16 protein-coding genes are annotated in these 20,141 nt (G+C 44.1%); 13 read left to right on the plus strand and 3 right to left on the minus strand.

Translation table 11 applies throughout. The annotated features are described in order from the left end of the window. Nucleotides 1–193: 193 nt before the first annotated feature. From R7P80_RS11530 to R7P80_RS11580, 11 genes are all read left to right on the plus strand, one after another. Entirely contained in the window at nucleotides 194–1,603 is a 1,410-nt protein-coding gene (locus tag R7P80_RS11530; RefSeq protein WP_025768582.1) for an aminotransferase class V-fold PLP-dependent enzyme, read from the plus strand. Between the two features lie 62 nt (nucleotides 1,604–1,665). Further along, nucleotides 1,666–2,598 (plus strand): transporter substrate-binding domain-containing protein, encoded by a 933-nt coding sequence (locus R7P80_RS11535; RefSeq protein ID WP_017820522.1) that lies wholly within the window; start codon nucleotides 1,666–1,668, stop codon nucleotides 2,596–2,598. Next, on the plus strand, nucleotides 2,595–4,925 hold the full coding sequence (locus R7P80_RS11540) for a putative bifunctional diguanylate cyclase/phosphodiesterase (protein ID WP_213903430.1): 2,331 nt from the start codon (nucleotides 2,595–2,597) through the stop codon (nucleotides 4,923–4,925). Before R7P80_RS11535 ends, R7P80_RS11540 begins: the two co-directional genes overlap by 4 nt. Nucleotides 4,926–5,137: 212 nt before the next feature. Beyond that, on the plus strand, nucleotides 5,138–6,331 hold the full coding sequence (locus tag R7P80_RS11545; RefSeq protein WP_065275482.1) for a glycine C-acetyltransferase: 1,194 nt from the start codon (nucleotides 5,138–5,140) through the stop codon (nucleotides 6,329–6,331). Nucleotides 6,332–6,375: 44 nt separating this feature from the next. Next, nucleotides 6,376–7,407: an L-threonine 3-dehydrogenase gene (gene tdh, locus R7P80_RS11550; protein ID WP_033906709.1), complete on the plus strand. Its 1,032-nt coding sequence runs from the start codon at nucleotides 6,376–6,378 to the stop codon at nucleotides 7,405–7,407. Nucleotides 7,408–7,796: 389 nt separating this feature from the next. Further along, on the plus strand, nucleotides 7,797–8,342 hold the full coding sequence (locus R7P80_RS11555; protein WP_021035866.1) for a spore coat U domain-containing protein: 546 nt from the start codon (nucleotides 7,797–7,799) through the stop codon (nucleotides 8,340–8,342). 39 nt (nucleotides 8,343–8,381) lie between these two features. Further along, the gene (locus R7P80_RS11560; protein WP_017820521.1) at nucleotides 8,382–8,879 is read left to right on the plus strand and encodes a spore coat U domain-containing protein; all 498 of its coding nucleotides are present in this window, start codon (nucleotides 8,382–8,384) and stop codon (nucleotides 8,877–8,879) included. A gap of 20 nt (nucleotides 8,880–8,899) precedes the next feature. Further along, nucleotides 8,900–9,655 carry a molecular chaperone gene (locus R7P80_RS11565; RefSeq protein WP_065275481.1) on the plus strand — a complete coding sequence of 252 codons (756 nt, stop codon included), beginning with the start codon at nucleotides 8,900–8,902 and terminating at the stop codon, nucleotides 9,653–9,655. Next, complete coding sequence (locus R7P80_RS11570; protein ID WP_406707479.1) at nucleotides 9,655–12,081, plus strand: fimbria/pilus outer membrane usher protein; 2,427 nt, start codon at nucleotides 9,655–9,657, stop codon at nucleotides 12,079–12,081. Before R7P80_RS11565 ends, R7P80_RS11570 begins: the two co-directional genes overlap by 1 nt. Further along, complete coding sequence (locus R7P80_RS11575; RefSeq protein WP_065275479.1) at nucleotides 12,078–13,046, plus strand: spore coat U domain-containing protein; 969 nt, start codon at nucleotides 12,078–12,080, stop codon at nucleotides 13,044–13,046. Before R7P80_RS11570 ends, R7P80_RS11575 begins: the two co-directional genes overlap by 4 nt. A 141-nt stretch (nucleotides 13,047–13,187) precedes the next feature. Continuing rightward, complete coding sequence (locus R7P80_RS11580; RefSeq protein WP_065275478.1) at nucleotides 13,188–13,907, plus strand: carbonic anhydrase; 720 nt, start codon at nucleotides 13,188–13,190, stop codon at nucleotides 13,905–13,907. A 72-nt stretch (nucleotides 13,908–13,979) separates the two neighbouring features. Here R7P80_RS11580 and R7P80_RS11585 read toward each other — a convergent pair whose 3' ends face one another. Then, nucleotides 13,980–15,083: a mechanosensitive ion channel family protein gene (locus R7P80_RS11585; RefSeq protein WP_065275477.1), complete on the minus strand. Its 1,104-nt coding sequence runs from the start codon at nucleotides 15,081–15,083 to the stop codon at nucleotides 13,980–13,982. Between the two features lie 301 nt (nucleotides 15,084–15,384). Here R7P80_RS11585 and R7P80_RS11590 point away from each other — a divergent pair, with 301 nt between their 5' ends. Beyond that, nucleotides 15,385–15,732, plus strand: a complete 348-nt coding sequence (locus tag R7P80_RS11590; protein WP_005375109.1) for a helix-turn-helix domain-containing protein — start codon at nucleotides 15,385–15,387, stop codon at nucleotides 15,730–15,732. Between the two features lie 90 nt (nucleotides 15,733–15,822). On the opposite strand, the gene lldD is transcribed toward R7P80_RS11590, so the two are convergent. Continuing rightward, the gene (lldD, locus tag R7P80_RS11595; protein ID WP_005383962.1) at nucleotides 15,823–16,962 is read right to left on the minus strand and encodes an FMN-dependent L-lactate dehydrogenase LldD; all 1,140 of its coding nucleotides are present in this window, start codon (nucleotides 16,960–16,962) and stop codon (nucleotides 15,823–15,825) included. Nucleotides 16,963–17,277: 315 nt separating this feature from the next. Next, nucleotides 17,278–18,969, minus strand: a complete 1,692-nt coding sequence (locus tag R7P80_RS11600) for an L-lactate permease (RefSeq protein ID WP_005375111.1) — start codon at nucleotides 18,967–18,969, stop codon at nucleotides 17,278–17,280. Between the two features lie 162 nt (nucleotides 18,970–19,131). On the opposite strand from R7P80_RS11600, the gene R7P80_RS11605 reads away from it, so the two are divergent. Further along, nucleotides 19,132–20,031: a LysR family transcriptional regulator gene (locus R7P80_RS11605; protein WP_005375112.1), complete on the plus strand. Its 900-nt coding sequence runs from the start codon at nucleotides 19,132–19,134 to the stop codon at nucleotides 20,029–20,031. Nucleotides 20,032–20,141 lie beyond the last annotated feature (110 nt).

Here is a 20,141-nt window from a genome sequence, read left to right on the forward strand (position 1 = left end):
ACATTGTTGTTTATAGATTTGTGGTCAAACTGTTGCTTATATCATCAAATAAGATAAAAAATTGGAACTAAAGTCACTTAATGGCAGAGGAAAAAATTAAACTCTGATTGTAATGGGTAATAATGTTTTAGTAACAGATAGTTACGCACTTAAAATTAATAATATGGCTAATTTCCGACAAGGATTGAAAAAGATGAAAGACAAGGAATCTATTCAGACTAATAGCAGCCGCCGTAATTTTCTGAAAGGCGCAACAGGAGCTGTTGTTGCTGGTGTGAGTGCTTCCGCTTTCTCAGGCGTAGCTCAAGCACGAGAACAGAAAATTGATTGGAGCAGCCGCGGGCTAGGTAGAAAACATGATAAGCGCTTCTGGCGTAAAGTGCGAAGACAGTTCGTTTTGGACAAACGAACCACTTACATGAACATTGGTACAACAGGTTCAATGCCAAAACATGTTCTTGAAGATTACGAGTATAACAACAAGCTGGTGGCTAAATATCCTTGGGACATGAAAGGCAAATTTGGCTCTTGGCCTTATGTTTCAGAGATGGTTAAAGACGTCGCACCAGGTTTTGGTGCTAACCCAGAAGAGATCATTCTCAGCCGCAACACTACTGATGGCTTATGCTCGATCATTAATGGCTTACACTTTGAACCAGGTGATGTGATTCTAACGACACACCATGAACATATTGCTGCAACATCACCTATGAACGTAGCGAAACATCGTTTTGGTGTGGATGTGGTAGAAATTCAACTACCAGTATTTACTGGTACCGAAAACGTTTCTGAGCAAGATTACATTCAAGCGTTCCGAGACGCGCTTGATGCGAATCAAAACGTTCGCCTAATTGTTTTCTCTCATATCACATACAAAACAGGAACCGCGCTACCAGCAAAAGCCATTTGTGCTTTAGCAAAAGAGTATGGTGTACCTACTCTTGTTGATGGCGCGCATACGGTCGGTATGTTTGACCTTGATTTCCACGATATGGATTGTGATTTCTATGCAGGATCTGGTCATAAGTGGCAGTGTGGTCCGGGCGCGACAGGTATTCTGTATGTTCGTGATAACGGTAACCGTTTGAATGAGTATTGGAGTGACCGAGAGAACCCGTTATGGTTGATCAACTCCTCACTTTCTCATGCTGATTACCTAGGTAAACAGCTGCAAATGCAATACATTGGTAACGATAACTATCCTGCGAAACAAGCACTAGTTGATAGTTGCAAAATGTGGGATGAGATTGGTCGAGACCGTATCGAAGAGCGAGTTGTAAGCCTTGGTAGTTTATGTAAAACCTTGCTTCAAGAGTACTTGCCACAAGCCAAAATGTATTCACCAAACGTGGAAGGCTTAACCAGTGGCTTAACGACGGTTAACCCGTTCTCCGATGTAACTAATGAAGAGATACTGACGGAATTCCGAGATCGTTTACGTGAAGAGTATGGTTACATCATCCGTACGACTAGCTTTAAGCTGCATAAGGATGATGACTTTGATACTTACGCGCTGCGTATCTCTACGCATTTGTTCCATGACGAACAAGATGTGGAAGGGCTCGTAGTGGCGATGACGAATTTGTATTACTCGTCGTTCTAACATCGTTGTTTATCACTCAAGCGCCCATTATTGGGCGCTTTGTGAAAGGTAAGGATATTATTATGTCAGTCATAACATTCAAAAGAACTTTAGCGACGGTGGCGCTCATGGTTACCTCTGTTGCGTCGTCTGCCGCTTGGTCAGACGATTTACAACAAATCCGTGAACGCGGTGTACTGCGTCACATTGGTGTCCCGTACGCTAACTTTGTCTCCTATATTGAACAAGGTGAAGTGGAAACTTTGACTGGCTTGGATGTAGAGATAATAAAAGGTTTTGCCAAGTCGTTAGGTGTTCAGTACCAGTATGTTCCAGCACAGTGGAGCGACGTGGTTGGTAAGTTGACAGGGCAAAATGTGCAATATCACAACAAGCAGGCTGTTGTCGGAGAAAGTGTTCCAATTGAAGGCGATTTGATCGCAAATGGCGTTACTATTCTTGATTGGCGTTCTGAGGTTGTCGATTTTTCACAAGATTATTTTCCTTCAGGTGTATGGTTGGTTTCCAGATCCGACTCTAGTCTGAGCCCGATTAAACCAAGTGGGTCGGTCGATGAAGATGTTAAAAACGTCAAGCAGCTGATCGATGGTCGCGAAGTGTTAGCTTTAGAACATTCTTGCTTGGATCCTAACCTTTATGACTTATATGACACAGGTGCAAAAGTTATATTACCTGATGGGGCGCGTCTCCTTAATGAGATGGTTCCAGCGATAATGAAAAATGATGCGGAAAGCACATTATTAGATGTTGCGGATACGCTAATTGCCCTCGAAAAATGGCCGGGTGAAATAAAAGTCATTGGCCCTATATCTGAGAATCAAAAAATGGCTGTTGCATTCCGTAAAAATTCCCCTGAATTACGCAAAGCATTTGATCGTTATTTAGACTCGATAAAACAAGACGGTTCATACGAAAAACTAGTAAAAAAATACTATCCATCTATTTACTACTTTTATAACGATTACTTTATAGAAGATAAAAAGAAACTCCGATGAATAAGGCCGTTAAAAAATTTTCCAGTAAAAGATTTATTACAATAAGCGCAATATTAGTTTCAATTTACTTAGCTATGCTTATTACTGTGACTAGCGTAGGTCAAAATAAGTTAAAAGAATCTCAATACAGAGAACTAGATTTAAAAGTAAAAAGTTATGCAAGCACACTCGATAATTTATTTACCATAGCGAGTGAAGATGTTGATAATCTAGCTACAGATAAAACAATACAAACATTCTTTGGTAATTTAGCTTCTGGCATGTCAATGGAGTATGGATTAGGAGCCAGTCTAATTAATTTAAAGCGTCGCTTCGATGAGAAGATAGACAGTAAGCTAATTAATAGCAGCCAAATCTATAAGAAGCTCACGCTGGTAGGCAGTGATGGAGTCACCATTGTCACCACTGGATCTGAAAACCTTGCCGAGCACAAAATGGACATACAAACCTTAATGACTCAACACGGGCATCCCGAAGAGGTTTGTGCGACGCGATACAATGATGACGTTCGCATTCAAGTCATTAAGCAAGTTAAGTTCTCCGGAAAGCCTGTTGCTTTTTTAATTGCCGATCTTAATAAGAATATTGTTATTGACCAACTTACTAACCAAGAACACGAAGATAGTTATAGCCGAATGGTGCTAAAAATAAAAGACGTGGAAATGGTTGTATGGGATACCATAAATAAAACACCTTCTCACAATAAGGATGAGAACTATTTCGTTTCTGAGGCTGTAGACGGAAAAATTTACTTTGAAGTGCCTGTGGATAAACATCACTTTAAATTGATGGCGTGGTTCGAGCCTTTGAGTGAACGAGATATATTTACATCACGGCTCTTTATTATTGGTTTGAGTATTCTGGCCGTTATGATCGTCATTGCTTTATGTTATGCATTCATCACGAACAATAATAGGATTGAATTGAAAATTAAGCTTGAGGAAGAAAAAAAGCGTAAAGATATTCTTTCTCAACAGAATAAAAAATTAACGAACGAAATTGAACGTCGAAAAGCGTCTGAAAAAGAACTCGCCTTCCAAGCTAAATATGACACATTAACTAATTTGCCTAATCGTAGTTATGGTTCCGAGCGATTGGCTTTGGAGTTAATTAGGGCATCGCGTAGTGGGTCTAAAGTTTTGGTGATGTTCATCGACTTAGACCACTTCAAGCAGATTAACGATTCAATGGGACACTTTGTTGGGGATGAAATCCTTAAACTCAGTGCTCAGCGACTGTATCAAGTCGCGAGAAAAACAGACTTATTGGCGAGAATTGGTGGGGATGAGTTTTTACTCGTCATCCCTGATTTGCCTGATAATGATACTGCAAAGCGAGTTGCTTCAAGTGTACTTTCGGCGTTTAACGATCCGTTTGTTTGGAACAACCATGAATTCTTCTTGAGTAGTAGCGTCGGAATGTCTGTGTTCCCGGATGACGGAGACAACGCTGAGCAGCTTCTTGCATGTGCAGATATGGCAATGTATCGGGCGAAACAAGATGGGCGTGATGGCTTTTGTTTTTATAACCATAATATGAACCAAGATTTGCAACGCTATTTGGATCTGGAAAATCGTCTGAGAAGTGCGATCTCCAATCAGTTGTTAGAGCTGTATTATCAGCCAATTATTGAGCTGAGTAGTGGTAAAATCGTAGGGGCAGAAGCGCTAATGCGTTGGAATGATGACAAGTACGGATTCGTAAACCCTGAAGAGTTTATCTCTATTGCAGAGAAAAATGGTTTAATTCATCAAATTGGTGAGTTTGCTATTCAACAAGCGTGTCGACAAGCGGCACAATGGCAGAGTCTGACTCCGTTGTTTGTTTCTGTAAACTTTTCTAGTGTTCAATTTAGGTACTGCGAGCGCTTACTTACGTTTATTAAACACAGCGTTGAGGAGTCTGGTCTTCCGTCAGATAAGTTCGATATTGAAGTGACAGAAAGTCTCCTCTTCAATCACGATTCTGAGCTATTAGACATGCTTAATAACTTACGAGCGTTAGGCACCAAACTTACTATTGATGATTTTGGTACTGGTTATTCTGCGCTGAGTTACTTGCAGAAGTTTCCGTTCGACCGCTTAAAGATTGATCGTAGCTTTATGCAAAATATGTTCGAGAACGACTCAGACCGCGAGCTTGTGAACGTAATCATAGCAATGGCGAAAGCGCTGGATCTTAAGATCGTCGCAGAAGGCATCGAAGAACAGCGTCATGTGGATTACCTGAAAAACCTAAACTGTGAGTTCGGACAAGGTTTCCACTATAGCCGACCATTACCTGCTAAGGACTTTGAAGCACTTTTGGCTAAGCCTACCTGGCTATAATTCCTTTTATAACAAACTCATAGAAAAGCATTAATCGAATTTGTGCCTAGGATTCATTAATGCTTTTCCACCTTAAGGTATAATCCTTCCTCCTTCCTTGAATTACACTACAATTAATTGATGAGTGATAGCCCGTGACGCCCGTCACATAAAGGCTAAGCCTAATTCTAAACGAGTAAATACTCGCCAAAATAACTAGGAAGGAATTTCAAATGTCTTCTGCATTCTACCAACAGATTCAGCAGCAAATCGAAGAAGTAAAGGCGGAAGGCCTTTACAAATCAGAGCGTGTCATCACGTCTCAACAGCAAGCGGCTGTTAAAATCTCTACTGGTGAAGAAGTACTAAACTTCTGTGCGAACAACTACCTTGGTCTTGCTAACCACCCGGCACTTATCGAAGCGGGTAAAGCAGGCATGGACGAGCACGGCTTTGGTATGGCTTCAGTACGTTTTATCTGTGGTACGCAAGACATCCACAAAGAGCTTGAGCAGAAGCTTTCTAAGTTCCTAGGTAAAGAAGATACGATTCTTTACACATCATGTTTCGACGCAAACGCGGGCCTATTTGAAACTATTCTAGGCAAAGAAGACGCAATCATCTCTGACGCTTTAAACCACGCGTCAATCATCGACGGTGTTCGTCTATGTAAAGCAATGCGTTTCCGCTACTCAAACAACAACATGGAAGAGCTAGAGCAACAACTGATCGCTGCGAAAGAAGCAGGTGCTCGCCACATTCTTATCGTAACGGACGGTGTGTTCTCAATGGACGGCGTAGTAGCAAACCTTCCGGCTATCTGTGACCTAGCAGAGAAGTACGGCGCGTTGACTATGGTTGATGACTCTCACGCTGTTGGCTTCATGGGCAAAACAGGTGCAGGTACGCACGAGCACCACAACGTGGTTGACCGTATCGACATCATCACTGGTACGCTAGGCAAAGCAATGGGCGGCGCTTCAGGCGGTTACACATCTGGTAAAGCGGAAGTGATTGACTGGCTACGTCAGCGTTCTCGTCCATACCTATTCTCTAACTCTGTTGCACCAGCAATCGTAAGCGCTTCTCTCCGCGTTCTAGATCTACTAGAAGAGAGTGGTGACCTACGTGATCGTCTATGGGAAAACGCAGCACACTTCCGTACTCGTATGGAAGACGCGGGTTTCACAATGGGTGGTGCTGACCACGCAATCATCCCAATCATGCTTGGCGACGCAAAAGTAGCAGCAGAATTTGCAGAGCGTGCGCTGGAGAAAGGCATCTACGTAATCGGCTTCTCATTCCCTGTAGTACCAAAAGGTCAAGCACGTATCCGTACTCAAATGTCTGCGGCGCACTCTCGCGAGCAACTAGACCGTGCAATCGACGCGTTCATCCAAGTTGGTAAGGACATGGGTCTTATTTAAGATTCTAGGCCTTAGACAATAGGGCCTTTAATTAAGGTTACATTATGAAAATTAAAGCATTATCAAAGCTAAAGCCTGAAGAAGGCATCTGGATGACTGAGGTTGATAAACCAGAAGTTGGCCATAACGACATTCTGATCAAAATTAAAAAAACCGCTATCTGTGGTACAGACGTACACATCTACAACTGGGACGAATGGTCACAAAAAACCATTCCAGTGCCTATGGTTGTTGGGCACGAATACGTGGGGGAAGTGGTTGCGATTGGTCAGGAAGTTCGTGGCTTTGAAATCGGTGACCGCGTATCTGGCGAAGGTCACATCACGTGTGGTCACTGTCGTAACTGTCGTGGCGGCCGTACTCACCTATGTCGCAACACGATTGGTGTGGGCGTTAACCGTGAAGGTGCATTCGCAGAATACCTAGTGATCCCAGCGTTCAACGCGTTCAAGATCCCTGAAGGTATCTCTGACGATCTAGCGTCTATCTTTGACCCGTTTGGTAACGCAGTACACACAGCACTTTCTTTCGACCTAGTAGGCGAAGACGTGCTTATCACAGGTGCTGGCCCAATCGGTATCATGGCAGCGGCAGTAGCAAAGCACGTTGGTGCTCGTCACGTAGTGATCACGGATGTGAACGAATACCGTCTAGAACTTGCTCGTAAGATGGGTGTAACACGCGCAGTAAACGTGGCTGAAGAGAAGCTAGAAGACGTAATGTCTGAGCTAGGCATGACAGAAGGCTTCGACGTAGGTCTAGAAATGTCTGGTAACCCAGCAGCATTCAACTCAATGCTAACCACAATGAACCACGGTGGTCGTATTGCACTACTCGGTATTCCACCATCAGACATGGGTATCGACTGGAACCAAGTTATCTTCAAGGGCTTGGTGATCAAAGGTATCTACGGTCGCGAAATGTTCGAAACTTGGTACAAGATGGCTTCACTGATCCAATCTGGTCTGGATCTATCGCCAATCATCACGCACCACTACAAGATTGACGATTTCCAAGAAGGCTTCGACGTAATGCGCAGCGGCATGTCAGGTAAGGTTATTCTTGATTGGGAATAACTTATTCAAGTAAGAAATGCGCTCCTTTTTGGGGCGCATTTTTGTTTCATGAAGATTTTTGTTTCGGGAAGAAATGGTCGCCAATCTTTTCTAAACTTCTCGTATCGTTCTGCTACTTTTTTTAGATTTTTTCCACTCAACTTCACCCTACCTTCTAACTCATTGTCGATTCTGTATTTGGAATAAGATAATAACCATTTGTTTTTAGTGGTTATTTTTTAGCATTACATGCTTAAAAAACGTCATTTTTAAGTTTAATGTTTTTATTTTCCGTTCGTCTTTATCCTTATCCTGCTTCTTTTTATTGTTTTACATTTTATATGCATTTGGTTTGTCATAATTGAGCTATAACTAATAAAAAGGTTACCGATATACAGTGGAATGTAAAAATGGAGCTTTATATGAAAAGATTTTATCTGATGATGCCTCTGCTCTTAACCTCATTTAGTTGGCAAGCGAATGGAGCGTCAGTGAGCGGTACGATTGATGTTTCAATTAACCTTGTACAAGGTTGTGTGATTAATGGAAATAATGCGGTAGATGCAGCTTCTGGCGTTGGCTTTGGCTCACTTGCCTTTGGAGACGTGCCTGCAATCTTCAGTGAACAAGATGGTGTGGTAAATGGTGGTAGTGCGACGGGTATTGAAGTGCTTTGTAGTAACGGTGTGACACCGACGTTTACATTGGGCACCGGATTGTATGATGCAAGTGCGACCGTTGGTACCTACGCGATGTCAAATGGCGCGCAATTTATTGATTATACGTTGTTTACCGACTCAGACCGAAGCACACAAATTATACAAGGTGGGACGGTAGCTCTGTCTGAATTTACTAGTGCAACATCGCAAACTATTGAGCTTTTTGCGAAAGCTTACGGTACGAGCAGCATTGCCGGTACATACTCCGATACCATCAGTGTGACGCTAAGCTGGTAAAACGTGACGCTGGTTGTTAGGGGCTTTTCACTTGTCGCGATGAGTTTGTGCTCTTTAACTGTGCTGGCTGATGCGACACAAACTTTTCAGGTGTCTGCCACCGTAGATACAGGTTGTTTGATTAACGGCGCAGTACAAGAAGAAAGCGCAACCCAAGCCGGGCAAATAGGCACGTTAGATTTTGGTGAGCATTCTTCAGTTTACGCGACGGAAGTACAAGGCAGCATCACTTACAGTTCATCACTCACATTAAGCTGTACTCCGGGTATTACGATGAATGTTTCCGTAAATGGCGGGATGAATGCATCGGATGGTGTACGTAAGCTAAAGCACAGTGAAGAAGCGACAACGGTAGATTACTTTTTGTTCCAGGATCTAAATTACACGCAGGTGCTTGATATTGACACGCAATATTCCGTCGATACTGACCAAGACCCAGATAATATTCAGTTTCCTATCTGGGCAAAGGCGACAATAAATGGGAATGAAATGGCTGGAATTTATATGGATACGCTTACGCTGACATTAGAGTGGTAAGTGAACTTTGGAGGGGTGAAATGGAATTCATACTCAAAAAACTATTATTAATAGCCTTCCTTTTTGTTTTTTTCTCAAATGCCAACGCTAACTCATTATTAATTTGGCCGATTTACCCCAAAATATCAGAGGAGAGCAATGCAACATCACTTTGGATGGTAAATAAAGGCAGTGTTGATTCTTATTTACAGGTGAGAATTTTTAAGTGGGAACAAAACGAAGGAGAAGATAGTTATTCAAGTCAAAGCCAGTTAATTGCAACCCCTCCGTTTGTCAAAATTGAACCAGGTGAAAAGCAGTTAATCCGCATCATCAACCAAGATGAGGCCTCTGCGGGTAAGGAGTATGCATACCGAGTGATCATAGATGAATTACCGCCAACTCAAAACCCTCAAACAGAATTGACGGAAAATGAACTCGCTGTAAAAGTCCGAATGCGTTACTCGATACCTTTGTTTATTTACGGGAAAGGGCTGACTGATAATCAAAAACCAAACCGTGACAGTGAATTATGGGATGATTTACAGGCACAGTTTATTAAGAAAAATAATCAGCGTTTTGTTCACATTAAAAATTCAGGAAAACACCATGTTCGCTTAGTGAATTTACAGTTGAATCTACCAAATAAAGATCCTGTCGTTATTTCCGATGGACTAGCTGGCTATATTCTTCCTGAACAGTATAAGGTTTGGTCTATTCCCCATAGTAATGTCAGACCCTTGAGTTTGAGCGCGAATATTGGAGGTAAACGTTACCAAATACCATTGAAGCAATAATGAATAGATTTAATACAATGAATGCTTTCTTTTGGTTGGTATTACTTAGCGTAACGTGGAGCAGTATTGGTCTTTGTGCAAATTCAGCAAACCATTTCTCTGAGCTACCGAGTCCTGAAAATTTCTCATTAGAAAAGTTTGAGAATATTAGCCTCAATCTGGAGTTGGTGATCAATCAAAGAGCAACAGGGCTTGTTGCGAAAGTTGAGCGAGTTGGCGATCAGTTCTTTTTGCTCCGGGAGGACCTCATTTCAGTTGGGGTTACCGCCAAGTCGTTGCCTGGAACCGAAGAGAGACTTGAGGTTACGTCTATCCCAGGTGTTAACGTGCGTTACTTGCAATCGTCATTGCAACTCGCAATTGACGTACCGCCTAATTGGTTACCGATGCAGAATTTATCAGCGCAGGATATGGGGCGATTTTCCCCGGCTCAGTTTGGGCGTGGTGGCCTGCTTAACTACAACGTATTTGGTGTGTACGAGAACGAAAGCCAACAAAAGGAGGTTTCTATCAATCATGAAGTCAGAGCCTTTTCTGAGTTTGGCGTTTTTTCTACTACCGGGATATTTAAATCTAACTTTCATCGCGATGTTCAGTCCCAGCAAAGCAGCCAGTACACTCGTTTTGATACGAGTTACGAGTACGTCAATCAAGAGAAGCGAATTCGTATGGAGGTAGGGGACTATATTGTTCGCCCTTTATCTTGGAGCCAACCAGTAAGACTGGCGGGTATTCAGTTGTCACATGATTTCTCTATGCGTCCGGATGTCGTGACGACGCCGTTACCTGCATTTTATGGTGAGGTCACAGCGCCCACTACGTTAGATTTGTTTATCAATGGCTTTAAAACTGACTCAATGAATGTTGGGCCCGGTCCTTTCATTATTAACGATATTCCAATGCTCTCTGGTGCTGGGGAAGCAACGGTAATTGCAACGGATGCTCAAGGTAAGCAAACGGTCATGACCAGCCCATTTTTTCTCTCTTCCGATCTACTCAAGACCGGATTTACATCTTACAGTGCGAGTATTGGTGCGATCAGAGAAAATTTCGGTAATGCATCTAACGACTATGGAGACGGTGGCGTGGTTACCGCTCTGCGTCATGGCATGACTGATTGGTTAACACTAGAAGCTCAAGCTGAAGCAAAAGATGACCTGATCGTTGCGGGGCTGGGCTTTGTCACCAATGCTTTCAACTTGGGTACGGTGGATGCCTCGTTTCGTGTGAGTAATTTTCAGGATCAATCTACCTCATATGCGCTAGGTTATAGTTATCAGTCTCGGCTGTTTAGCTTCGCTGCTCGAACTCAAGTAGAACAAGCCGACTTTTATACCTTATCTCATTTACCAAATTACGAAATGCTCGATGAAGGCAAGGACGCTTCACTCGCGTCGCGTCATCTATCACAAATCAATATGGGAGTCCGTTTGGGAGATTGGGGCTCACTTTCTGGTGGGTACTTTGATATTCAACAATCCGACTCAGATTCACGTACCCTAAACCTTACTTATAGCTACGCTCTGCCTTTTAATATCAATATGTCCCTTTCTTACAACCATAGTATTGGTGGTCAGAGTGTTACGTTGGCGCAATTCTCTCTACCTTTCAGTTCTTTGGGGGGAAGTTCGGGGCTAACGCTGAAAAGAGAGGACGATGGCGATGTGCGAGGTCGAGTGGGTTACAGCCGCCTCGCGCCAATACGAGGTGGATGGGGCGTCAATTTAGCGCATGATATTAACGAAGAACCAGAAAACCGTAAACAGGCCGATTTGACCTACCGTGCGTCATGGGCGCAGTTCAGAGCTGGGTTAAATGGCACCAGTGGCGACTATGATTATTTTGCGGAAATGGCAGGTTCGGTCTCTACGTTGGATGGAGAAATATTCCCGGCGAATGAAGTGTATGACAGCTTCGCGGTGGTGAGCACCAGTGGTTTTGAAGGTATTCCGGTTAAATATGAAAATCAAATTGTCGGAGTGACAGACGATGAAGGTTACCTACTTGTTCCTTGGGCTACGGCGTATTACACCGCCAAATATGAAATCGATCCACTTAATTTACCAGCCAATGCTGCGTTTTCTGCGACAGAGCAGTTTGCTTCGATACATTCGGGCTACGGCTACCTGTTAGAGTTCCCAATAGAGCTACAAATTGCACTGAGCATGACGGTGGTAGACGAAAATCATTTGTTCCTTCCGATTGGTACATATGGCCGCTCAGAAACGGGCTTAACAAGCCAAATTGGTTGGGATGGTTTTACCTACTTTGAAGGCGTTGACCCAGGCCGCTACATTCAGTTTTATCCTCAAGGACAGCCGCCATGTAAAGTGTTTATTGAGGGGTTGTATCAGCGTGACAGTCAAAAAATACAAACATTGCCTGAGCAGGTTTGTATCAAAGCCGAAGAAGAGACCGCACTATGATTTTGCGCCGCTGGCTTGCTAGCCTACTTTTCTTTTTCTCGTGCTCGACAATGGCTTGTCAGCTCACGGCGGCAACACCTTTAATCTTGTTTGGCAATGTTTCTTCGTTTACTGTTTCAAGCTCTCAGCAGCAAAGCTCAGCTCAGCCTCATGCGGGGATTACGTGTGACTTTTCTACACTTGTGTCTTTGTTAAGTGGCGACTACGTATCAGCAACGTTTAACAGCATAAATAATGGTTTGCTATTAAATGAGGATGATCCGAGTTCGGAGCTCAGCTATCAGATTTTTGGCGATCCAGGTCTTTCAGAAGAGTATGTATTCGGCCAAACTTACAATTTTTTTGAAATCGGGTTACTCGATTTACTCGGGTTGTTTGGCACTCAAGCCGAGTTTCCGCTCTATGCTCGGACGGGAGTGGGTAGTAATCTTTCCGCTGGGACTTATAAAGACCAAATCACCGTATCCTGGATTTGGGATTACTGTAAGGGTATCGGGGTTCTAGGGGTATGCATTGGCCGCGCCAATGGCAGCGCTCAAAGCGTGATTACGGTTGAGTTGGAAGTGACCCCTGATTGTATGATCACGGCGCCAGATATTGATTTTGGTTCGTCCCCATTAGTGGCCGGTTTTGAGCCAGTCAGTCAGGTTATATCGTTAACTTGTACCAAGAATAGTTCCTTCTCCATTGGCTTGAATGACGGCCTAAATGCGTCCGGCGGTCAGCGGCGAATGATTTCTAGTGGTCACTATTTGGAGTATGAAATCTATAAGTCATCAACGATGGAGCGCTGGGGAGGAACCAGTTCTGAACGTCGTGAACACAGTGACGTCGATACTGGCGGCTCCATTCCGGATGGTATCACGCCACAGAATTATAATTATCGCGCGCAGATACTAACCAGCCAAACGACCCCTCCTGCAGGTACTTACACCGACTCAATAATCGTTGACGTTCAATTTTGAGCATCATGTCAATTACATCATTAGAGGCTTCTATTCCAAAAATCTTTTGTAATCATAGTTTTCACTCTGTCACTGCTTAATTTTGTGAGATTAGTATGGCTTTATTCTTACGGAATTTAACTTTCAGAAATAAGGAAAATGATGAAGAAGTCACTAACAACATTAGGTTTGGCACTGGTATTTACAGGAACAGCTTATGCAGCAAGCTGGGGCTACGAGGGAAACCATGGGCCAGCTCATTGGGGTGAGTTTGCATCTGAGTGCGCGAAAGGTCAAAACCAGAGCCCAATCAACATTGAATCGGCGACCGAAGCGAAGCTAGAAAAATTGAATTTCGACTACGAAGGTAAGGCAATTTCACTGCTGAACAACGGTCACACTTTACAGACTGGTTTAGAAGGTAAAAACACACTCACCATTGATGGTAAAGAGTTTATGTTGAAACAGTTCCACTTCCATACGCCATCTGAAAACCATGTGGATGGTAAAGAATACCCACTAGAAGTACACTTTGTGCATGCCGACAAAGTAGGTCATCTAGCTGTTGTCGCGGTGTTCTTTAAACTGGGTGACGCGAACCCAGATCTAGCTAAGATGCTAGCTAACATTCCAACTAAAGATCAAGATGTTACCATCAAGGTTCCATTTGATGCGGATGCCCTTATCCCAAGTGATAAAGACTACTACCGCTTTAACGGCTCACTAACGACACCACCATGCTCTGAAGGTGTGCGTTGGTTGGTGATGAAAGAAGCACAAACTATTTCTCCTGAGCAGATAAAATCTTTTTCGGAAGTAATGGGGAAAAACAATCGCCCAATCCAACCGCTGAATGCACGTATGGTGTTAACGCAACAATAACCACTTCATGCGAAGAAAAATAAAAAGCCCGCTTAAACACAGCGGGCTTGATTATTGGGGTATTGGTGAGAACTAGAAGCCGTGATCTTCTTGCTCTTCCGATTTTACCATTTGTATAGGGTCGAGCTTAAGCGTCTGAGTAGGAAACGCGATATCTGCATCGTGCTCTTTAATGATGTTGATTACCTTAAGCAGTATGTCCTGCTTAACCTCATGGTATCTCACCCAATTCACGGTTTTAGTAAAGGTATAGATAAAGAAGTGCAATGATGATGGACCGAATGTATCGAAATTAACGATAAGAGTTTGGCGTGCATCAATGTCTTTGTGATTTTTCAGCATTTCTTTTACCGCGGTGATAATTTGCGGCATTTTTTCAGCATCGTCGTAACGAAGTCCAATTTTTTCGTAGATACGTCGGTTCAGCATGCGAGATGGGTTTTCTACGACAATGCTGCTAAACACTGAGTTTGGTACATACAGTGGACGCTTATCGAAAGTTCGGATAATGGTCATGCGCCAGCCAATGCGTTCTACTGTCCCCTCTATTTGTCGGTCTGGAGAACGGATCCAATCGCCAACTTTAAATGGACGATCGAAGTAGATCATAAGACCTCCAAAAAAGTTAGACAGCAAATCCTTCGCCGCTAAACCGACGATCAAACCACCAACACCACCGAAGGTAAGTAGGCCCGATAGTGACAGACCAAATGCCTGCATTACGGTTAGAATTCCGACGGTAATAAAGAACAGGCGCGCGACCTTAGCTATCGCTTGTACTGTTGTTTCATCTCGGTTCTTTTGTTCGAGAACATGCTCTTCAACATTGGTAATGAGCCGCATAACGGTCCATACGAAGATGCTGATGATTAAAATCAGTTTCAGCGTACTCAACCAGTTTATTTTATCGTTGAGCTCGCTCTCTAATATGATGCCGATAGAGACGGTTGCTGGCCAACACCAAATGAGTGTACTGACTGGTGCTTTTAGCGCATCAAGCAACATGTCATCCCAGTGGAAGGGCGTTTTCTCTACGAGCGCAGCGAGGCGAGAGCGGATCAGCCGCCAAGCTATCCAAGCTATAAAGCTAGCGAGCGTAATGAAAAGGACGCTCCCACTCCAATTTTGATGAGACGTTTCAATGTAGCTTTGTAATTCGGTAAACCACTGTGGCATATGTAACTTATTTCTAGTGAACCATGGAAGGAAAGGTAGCAGATATTACTCCTTCACCCCAGTGATTTCCTTTAAATCATTTACTTATGTCTAAACCGTCCGAGATGGACTTTTCCTTCCGATGACAAGAGAGTCACCTCAATGTTCTGTTGAGCGACCGCTTCATGCATGTTCAGAGGTACGCTACCAATGATTGAGGGTTGATATTTGGACGATCAATTATAACTTCTCTGACTTATCGCTAACATTTATCTTAAGTAAGTGTGAGAGTGTATTGGCTCTTGAATTAGCGGAGGCAGATATGGAATTTACAGAGCTGGATCGAAACGCGCTCTACGACATCTGGATGTCACAAAAAGCCAAAATGCACATCACTCAAATGGAAATGGCGAAGCGCCTTGGTTTGAGTCTACACGAGTTTTCTGGCTTGTTACGTGGTAATTCTCCACTGACGCTAGGTTTTGTAAAACAGCTATGCGAGCAGCTACATGTACGTCCTGGTCAGGTGATTCCGTCTTTGACGGAGCGTGATCTATCTGCATCTGGTACCGTTTATTTACAAAATCGTGTGACGGTGGATGGCGATATCAGTAACGTGTTTATCGACGGAAACCAAGTCGTGATCGAGTACGTTCACCAAGTTAGCTAGCTTGCTCGTCAAATTATCGGGTTGAAGAGCAATAAAAAACGAGCCACTGTTGGCTCGTTTTTTCGTTTCTGTTTTGCTCGATTGCAAAGATTATGGGATTTTCACTAGCGAATCGCGTGAAAGATCCGCGATAGACTTAGCGCCAGTCAGCGTCATTGCTACACGCATTTCTTTATCGTACAGATCCAGTAGGTTTTCAACGCCTGCTCCGCCTTGTGCTGCCAATGCGTACACAAATGAACGGCCAAGAAGCGTACAGTCTGCACCAAGTGCGAGCATACGAACGACATCAAGACCAGTACGAATACCAGAGTCTACGAAGATCTTAAGATCACCTTTTACCGCATCCGCAATGCTTGGTAGTGCTTTAGCACTTGAAAGTACGCCATCTAACTGACGGCCACCATGGTTAGATACCACAATGCCATCTGCGCCGAAACGTACCGCATCTTTCGCGTCTTCTTCATCCAGAATGCCTTTGATAACCATTGGACCATCCCAAAAATCACGAATCCACTCAAGATCTTTCCAGGAGATAGAAGGGTCGAAGTTTGCGCCTAACCAGCCGATGTAATCTTCTAGCTTTGTTGGTTCGCCACGATAAGTTGAGATGTTACCTAAGTCGTGCGGTTTACCAAGTAGACCCACATCCAGCGCCCAGCTTGGGTGGCGCATCGCCTGGAATACACGACGCATGGCTGCGTTAGGACCACTCATACCTGAGTGCATGTCACGGTAACGTGCGCCAGGAACTGGCATATCAACGGTAAACACCAGCGTTGTTACACCTGCTGCTTTTGCACGCTCAAGTACGTTTTTCATAAAGCCACGATCTTTCAGCACGTAAAGCTGGAACCACATTGGACGTTCAATTGCAGGTGCGACTTCTTCAATCGGACAAACCGAAACAGTCGACATAGTAAATGGGATGCCTTTTTTCTCGGCTGCTTTTGCTGCTTGCACCTCGCCTCGGCGCGCGTACATACCAGTTAGACCAACAGGAGCTAGCGCGATTGGCATTGCCAGTTTCTCACCGAAGATCTCGGTTTCGAGGCTCAAATCTGTCATATCGCGTAGGACGCGTTGGCGAAGAGCGACATCACCTAAATCGTCAGTATTACGCTTCAGCGTGCGTTCGTCGTAAGAGCCGCCATCAATATAATGGAATAGAAACGGGGGAAGCTTGGCTTTCGCGGCAGCGCGGTAGTCAGTAGAAGCTGAGATAATCATAATGGTGTCCTAGCGGTTATTCTAAGCAAAGTTGTGGAGCAATTTGCTCTTTCGTTGAGTCTTCATCGCAAAGCAGTGAAGACATCAAAATGAGTATAGTTACCTATGGTTCACTTACGTTTGAACCGGTGATGTTGGTAACCCATTTACATAATTGGTTGAAAAATTTTATTAAATCACTCAATCAGTTATGCAAACTGGAAAGGGTGACACAGCTGTCGGGGGAATTGATGTAGCAAGCTAAATCAACATGTCGGGGTAGTAGTGCAGACAGCTGTGTCAAATTAGGCAGGGTTGTAAACCCTGCGTTTCGCGTTACTTCATTAAGACATCTGTCATTTGGAAGCCATAAATCAGCACCAATCCAATAATGCCTGTCATTACAATGTAGTAGAACGTAGGGATAATCGTCTTACGCAATGTTGCGCCTTCTCGACCAAGCAAACCTACCGTGGCTGATGCGGCAACAACGTTGTGAATCGCAATCATGTTACCTGCAGCAGCACCGACGGCCTGGAGTGATACAACAATCACACTCGAAATAGACAACGTTTGTGCCACTTCGAATTGGAACTGGCTGAACATCATATTTGATACCGTGTTTGAGCCAGCGATGAACGCACCCAGTGCACCAACGGTGGCACTCAGCGCTGGGAACGCAGAACCAACAAGGTCAGAGGCGAAGTTTGCGGTTGTGACGGGCATACTTGCTAGGTCAGCACCGTTGATGCCTGAGTTGATAAAGATACGAACCATCGGAATGGTAAATACCAAGACAAAACCCGCCCCAATCAGTGTTTTGCTTGACTCGCCAAACGCTTCACGCAATGGCTTTACACTACCGCTTTGTAACATTGCAGCAAGTAGTGCGACAAACACCAGAATGCCACCAGGAAGGTATAACGGCTGAATCGCAGCGCTAACGCCAGTCTCACCAAGAATGTTGCTGAACGACAAACTTACGCTTTGTACAAAGCCTTTCAGCTCAGGGCTAACGCGGCTTGCGACGAGAATAACTGCCAGCATTACATATGGAACCCAAGCTTTTACGATGCTCATTGGCTTGCCCGGATTGTCGTTTAGATCGACTTTTAGCGAGCCTAACCACTCTGCAGGCCATTTGTCTTCGCTTTCGAAATCCCACTTAGTCTTTGGTACTAAGAAGCCTTTTTTCGCTGCGGTAACAACGATAGACAGACCAACCAAACCACCGATAAGTGAAGGAAACTCTGCGCCCAAGAATACGCCGGTTAACGCGTATGGAACGGTGAAAGAGACACCAGCGAATAGCGCAAATGGTAGAATATCCAGGCCTTCACTCCAGCTTCTGTTCTTGCCGAAGAAACGTGTTAACATCATCGCCATTAATACCGGGATCATCGTACCTACGACTGCGTGAATGACAGCAACGTGTGCTGTGATATCTTGCAGGTACATTTCCCACGTTGCACCTTGTGCGGCCAACGACTCACTGATGTTATGGGTGTCTAAACCTTTGTTTACACCTACGATGATAGGCGTGCCTACCGCGCCGAATGAAACAGGCGTAGACTGAATCATCATGCCCATTAGGACAGCGGCTAGCGCAGGGAAGCCGATTGCAACCAGCAGTGGTGCAGCGATTGCTGCCGGGGTACCGAACCCAGATGCGCCTTCAATGAACGAGCCAAAGCACCAAGCAATGATGATGGCTTGTACACGGCGGTCAGCCGAAATATCGGTAAATCCATTACGGATTGTGGTGATCGCTCCAGTGTGTTTTAAAGTGTTGAGCAAGAAGATGGCACCAAACACGATCCATAGAACAGAGACAGTAATGCCGAGTCCTTGGAATACGGAAGCCAGTACGCGATTGGCTGACATATCCCAAAACATAAGTGCGATAGCGACGGTTAGACCGAACGCAACAGGCATGGCTTTTTTAGCAGGCCAGTTGAGACCAACCAATAAGATGGCGGCAACAACAATTGGCGAAAATGCCACTAGGGCAAGTAGGGTTTCACTCATTTGTACATCCTTCGTACGCTGACTTCTCGAACGGTGTCAATCCGCTGTAGAGGTGACTTTTTGTTGTAATGGTTTTGTTAATTTGGCGTGAATTTACTCCTTTATTTTTTGTTGATATAGGGAAATAATGAAAATAATTAATTCCAAAAGTGACATAATGGTATGAGAGCAGACGACTTAATCCTATTTTCTCAAGTAATCGAACTTGGCAGCTTTAGTAAGGTTGCAGAGGCAAATAACCTTACAAATTCGGTAGTTAGCAAAAGAATGGCGAGGTTGGAGGAAGAAATAGGGGCTCAGCTATTATATCGAACAACGCGCAAATTAACCTTGACCGAGGCAGGTAAGGTGTTACTCCACAGTGCTAAAAATGTGAAGCAGGCCACTCAGGAGGCTATGGATGCTGTTGCAGGCTTTGGAGAGAATGTGAGCGGTCATATAAAAATGTCCGTGCCGTGTATCTCTGGAGATTTGATACTTGCTGATGCTGTTGCCGAATTTTGTAACCTTCATCCGGGTCTGACCGTGGACATGTCATTGGATAATCGCTTTGTCGATTTAGTGGCTGATGGTTACGATTTAGTCATTCGAACTGGCTACCTAGCCGACTCCAGTTTGATCGCACGACATATTCTCGATTCCCAATGGGTGGTATGCGCGTCACCTTCTTATATTGCGAAAAATGGGAAACCGATCGAGCCGATTGATCTCACCACGCACAATTGTCTGCAATACGCTTACCAAACCACAGGTGCAACGGATTGGGAGTTTAAAGGAGAAGATGGCAATTACATCGTCAAAGTATCGGGCTGCTTTTCTACTGATAACGCGACCGCATTACGTAAAGCCGCTCTGGGCGGCCATGGTATTGCTTACGTCCCGCGCTGCTTGGTGTATCACGATATTCGTAATGGTCAACTGGTGGATATTTTTCCTGAATTAGTAGGTAAAAAGTTGGGTATCTACGCGGTGTATCCGTTTACTCGTCAACCACCGAACAAAGTGAAGCTGCTTATTGAGCACATTCGTGACCGGTACTTAACGATATCTCATTATTTCTAGGTTCTTCATAGATTTAAAACAATGTCGTTGAAATCAAAATTGGGTGCTCTAAGGTAATCACCGCAATAAAACGATTGAAGATAAACAACTTAATAAAAACAACGGAGTAA

Source organism: Vibrio sp. 2092 (assembly GCF_033339635.1).
In the GTDB taxonomy this organism is placed as follows: Bacteria; Pseudomonadota; Gammaproteobacteria; order Enterobacterales; family Vibrionaceae; genus Vibrio; species Vibrio alginolyticus.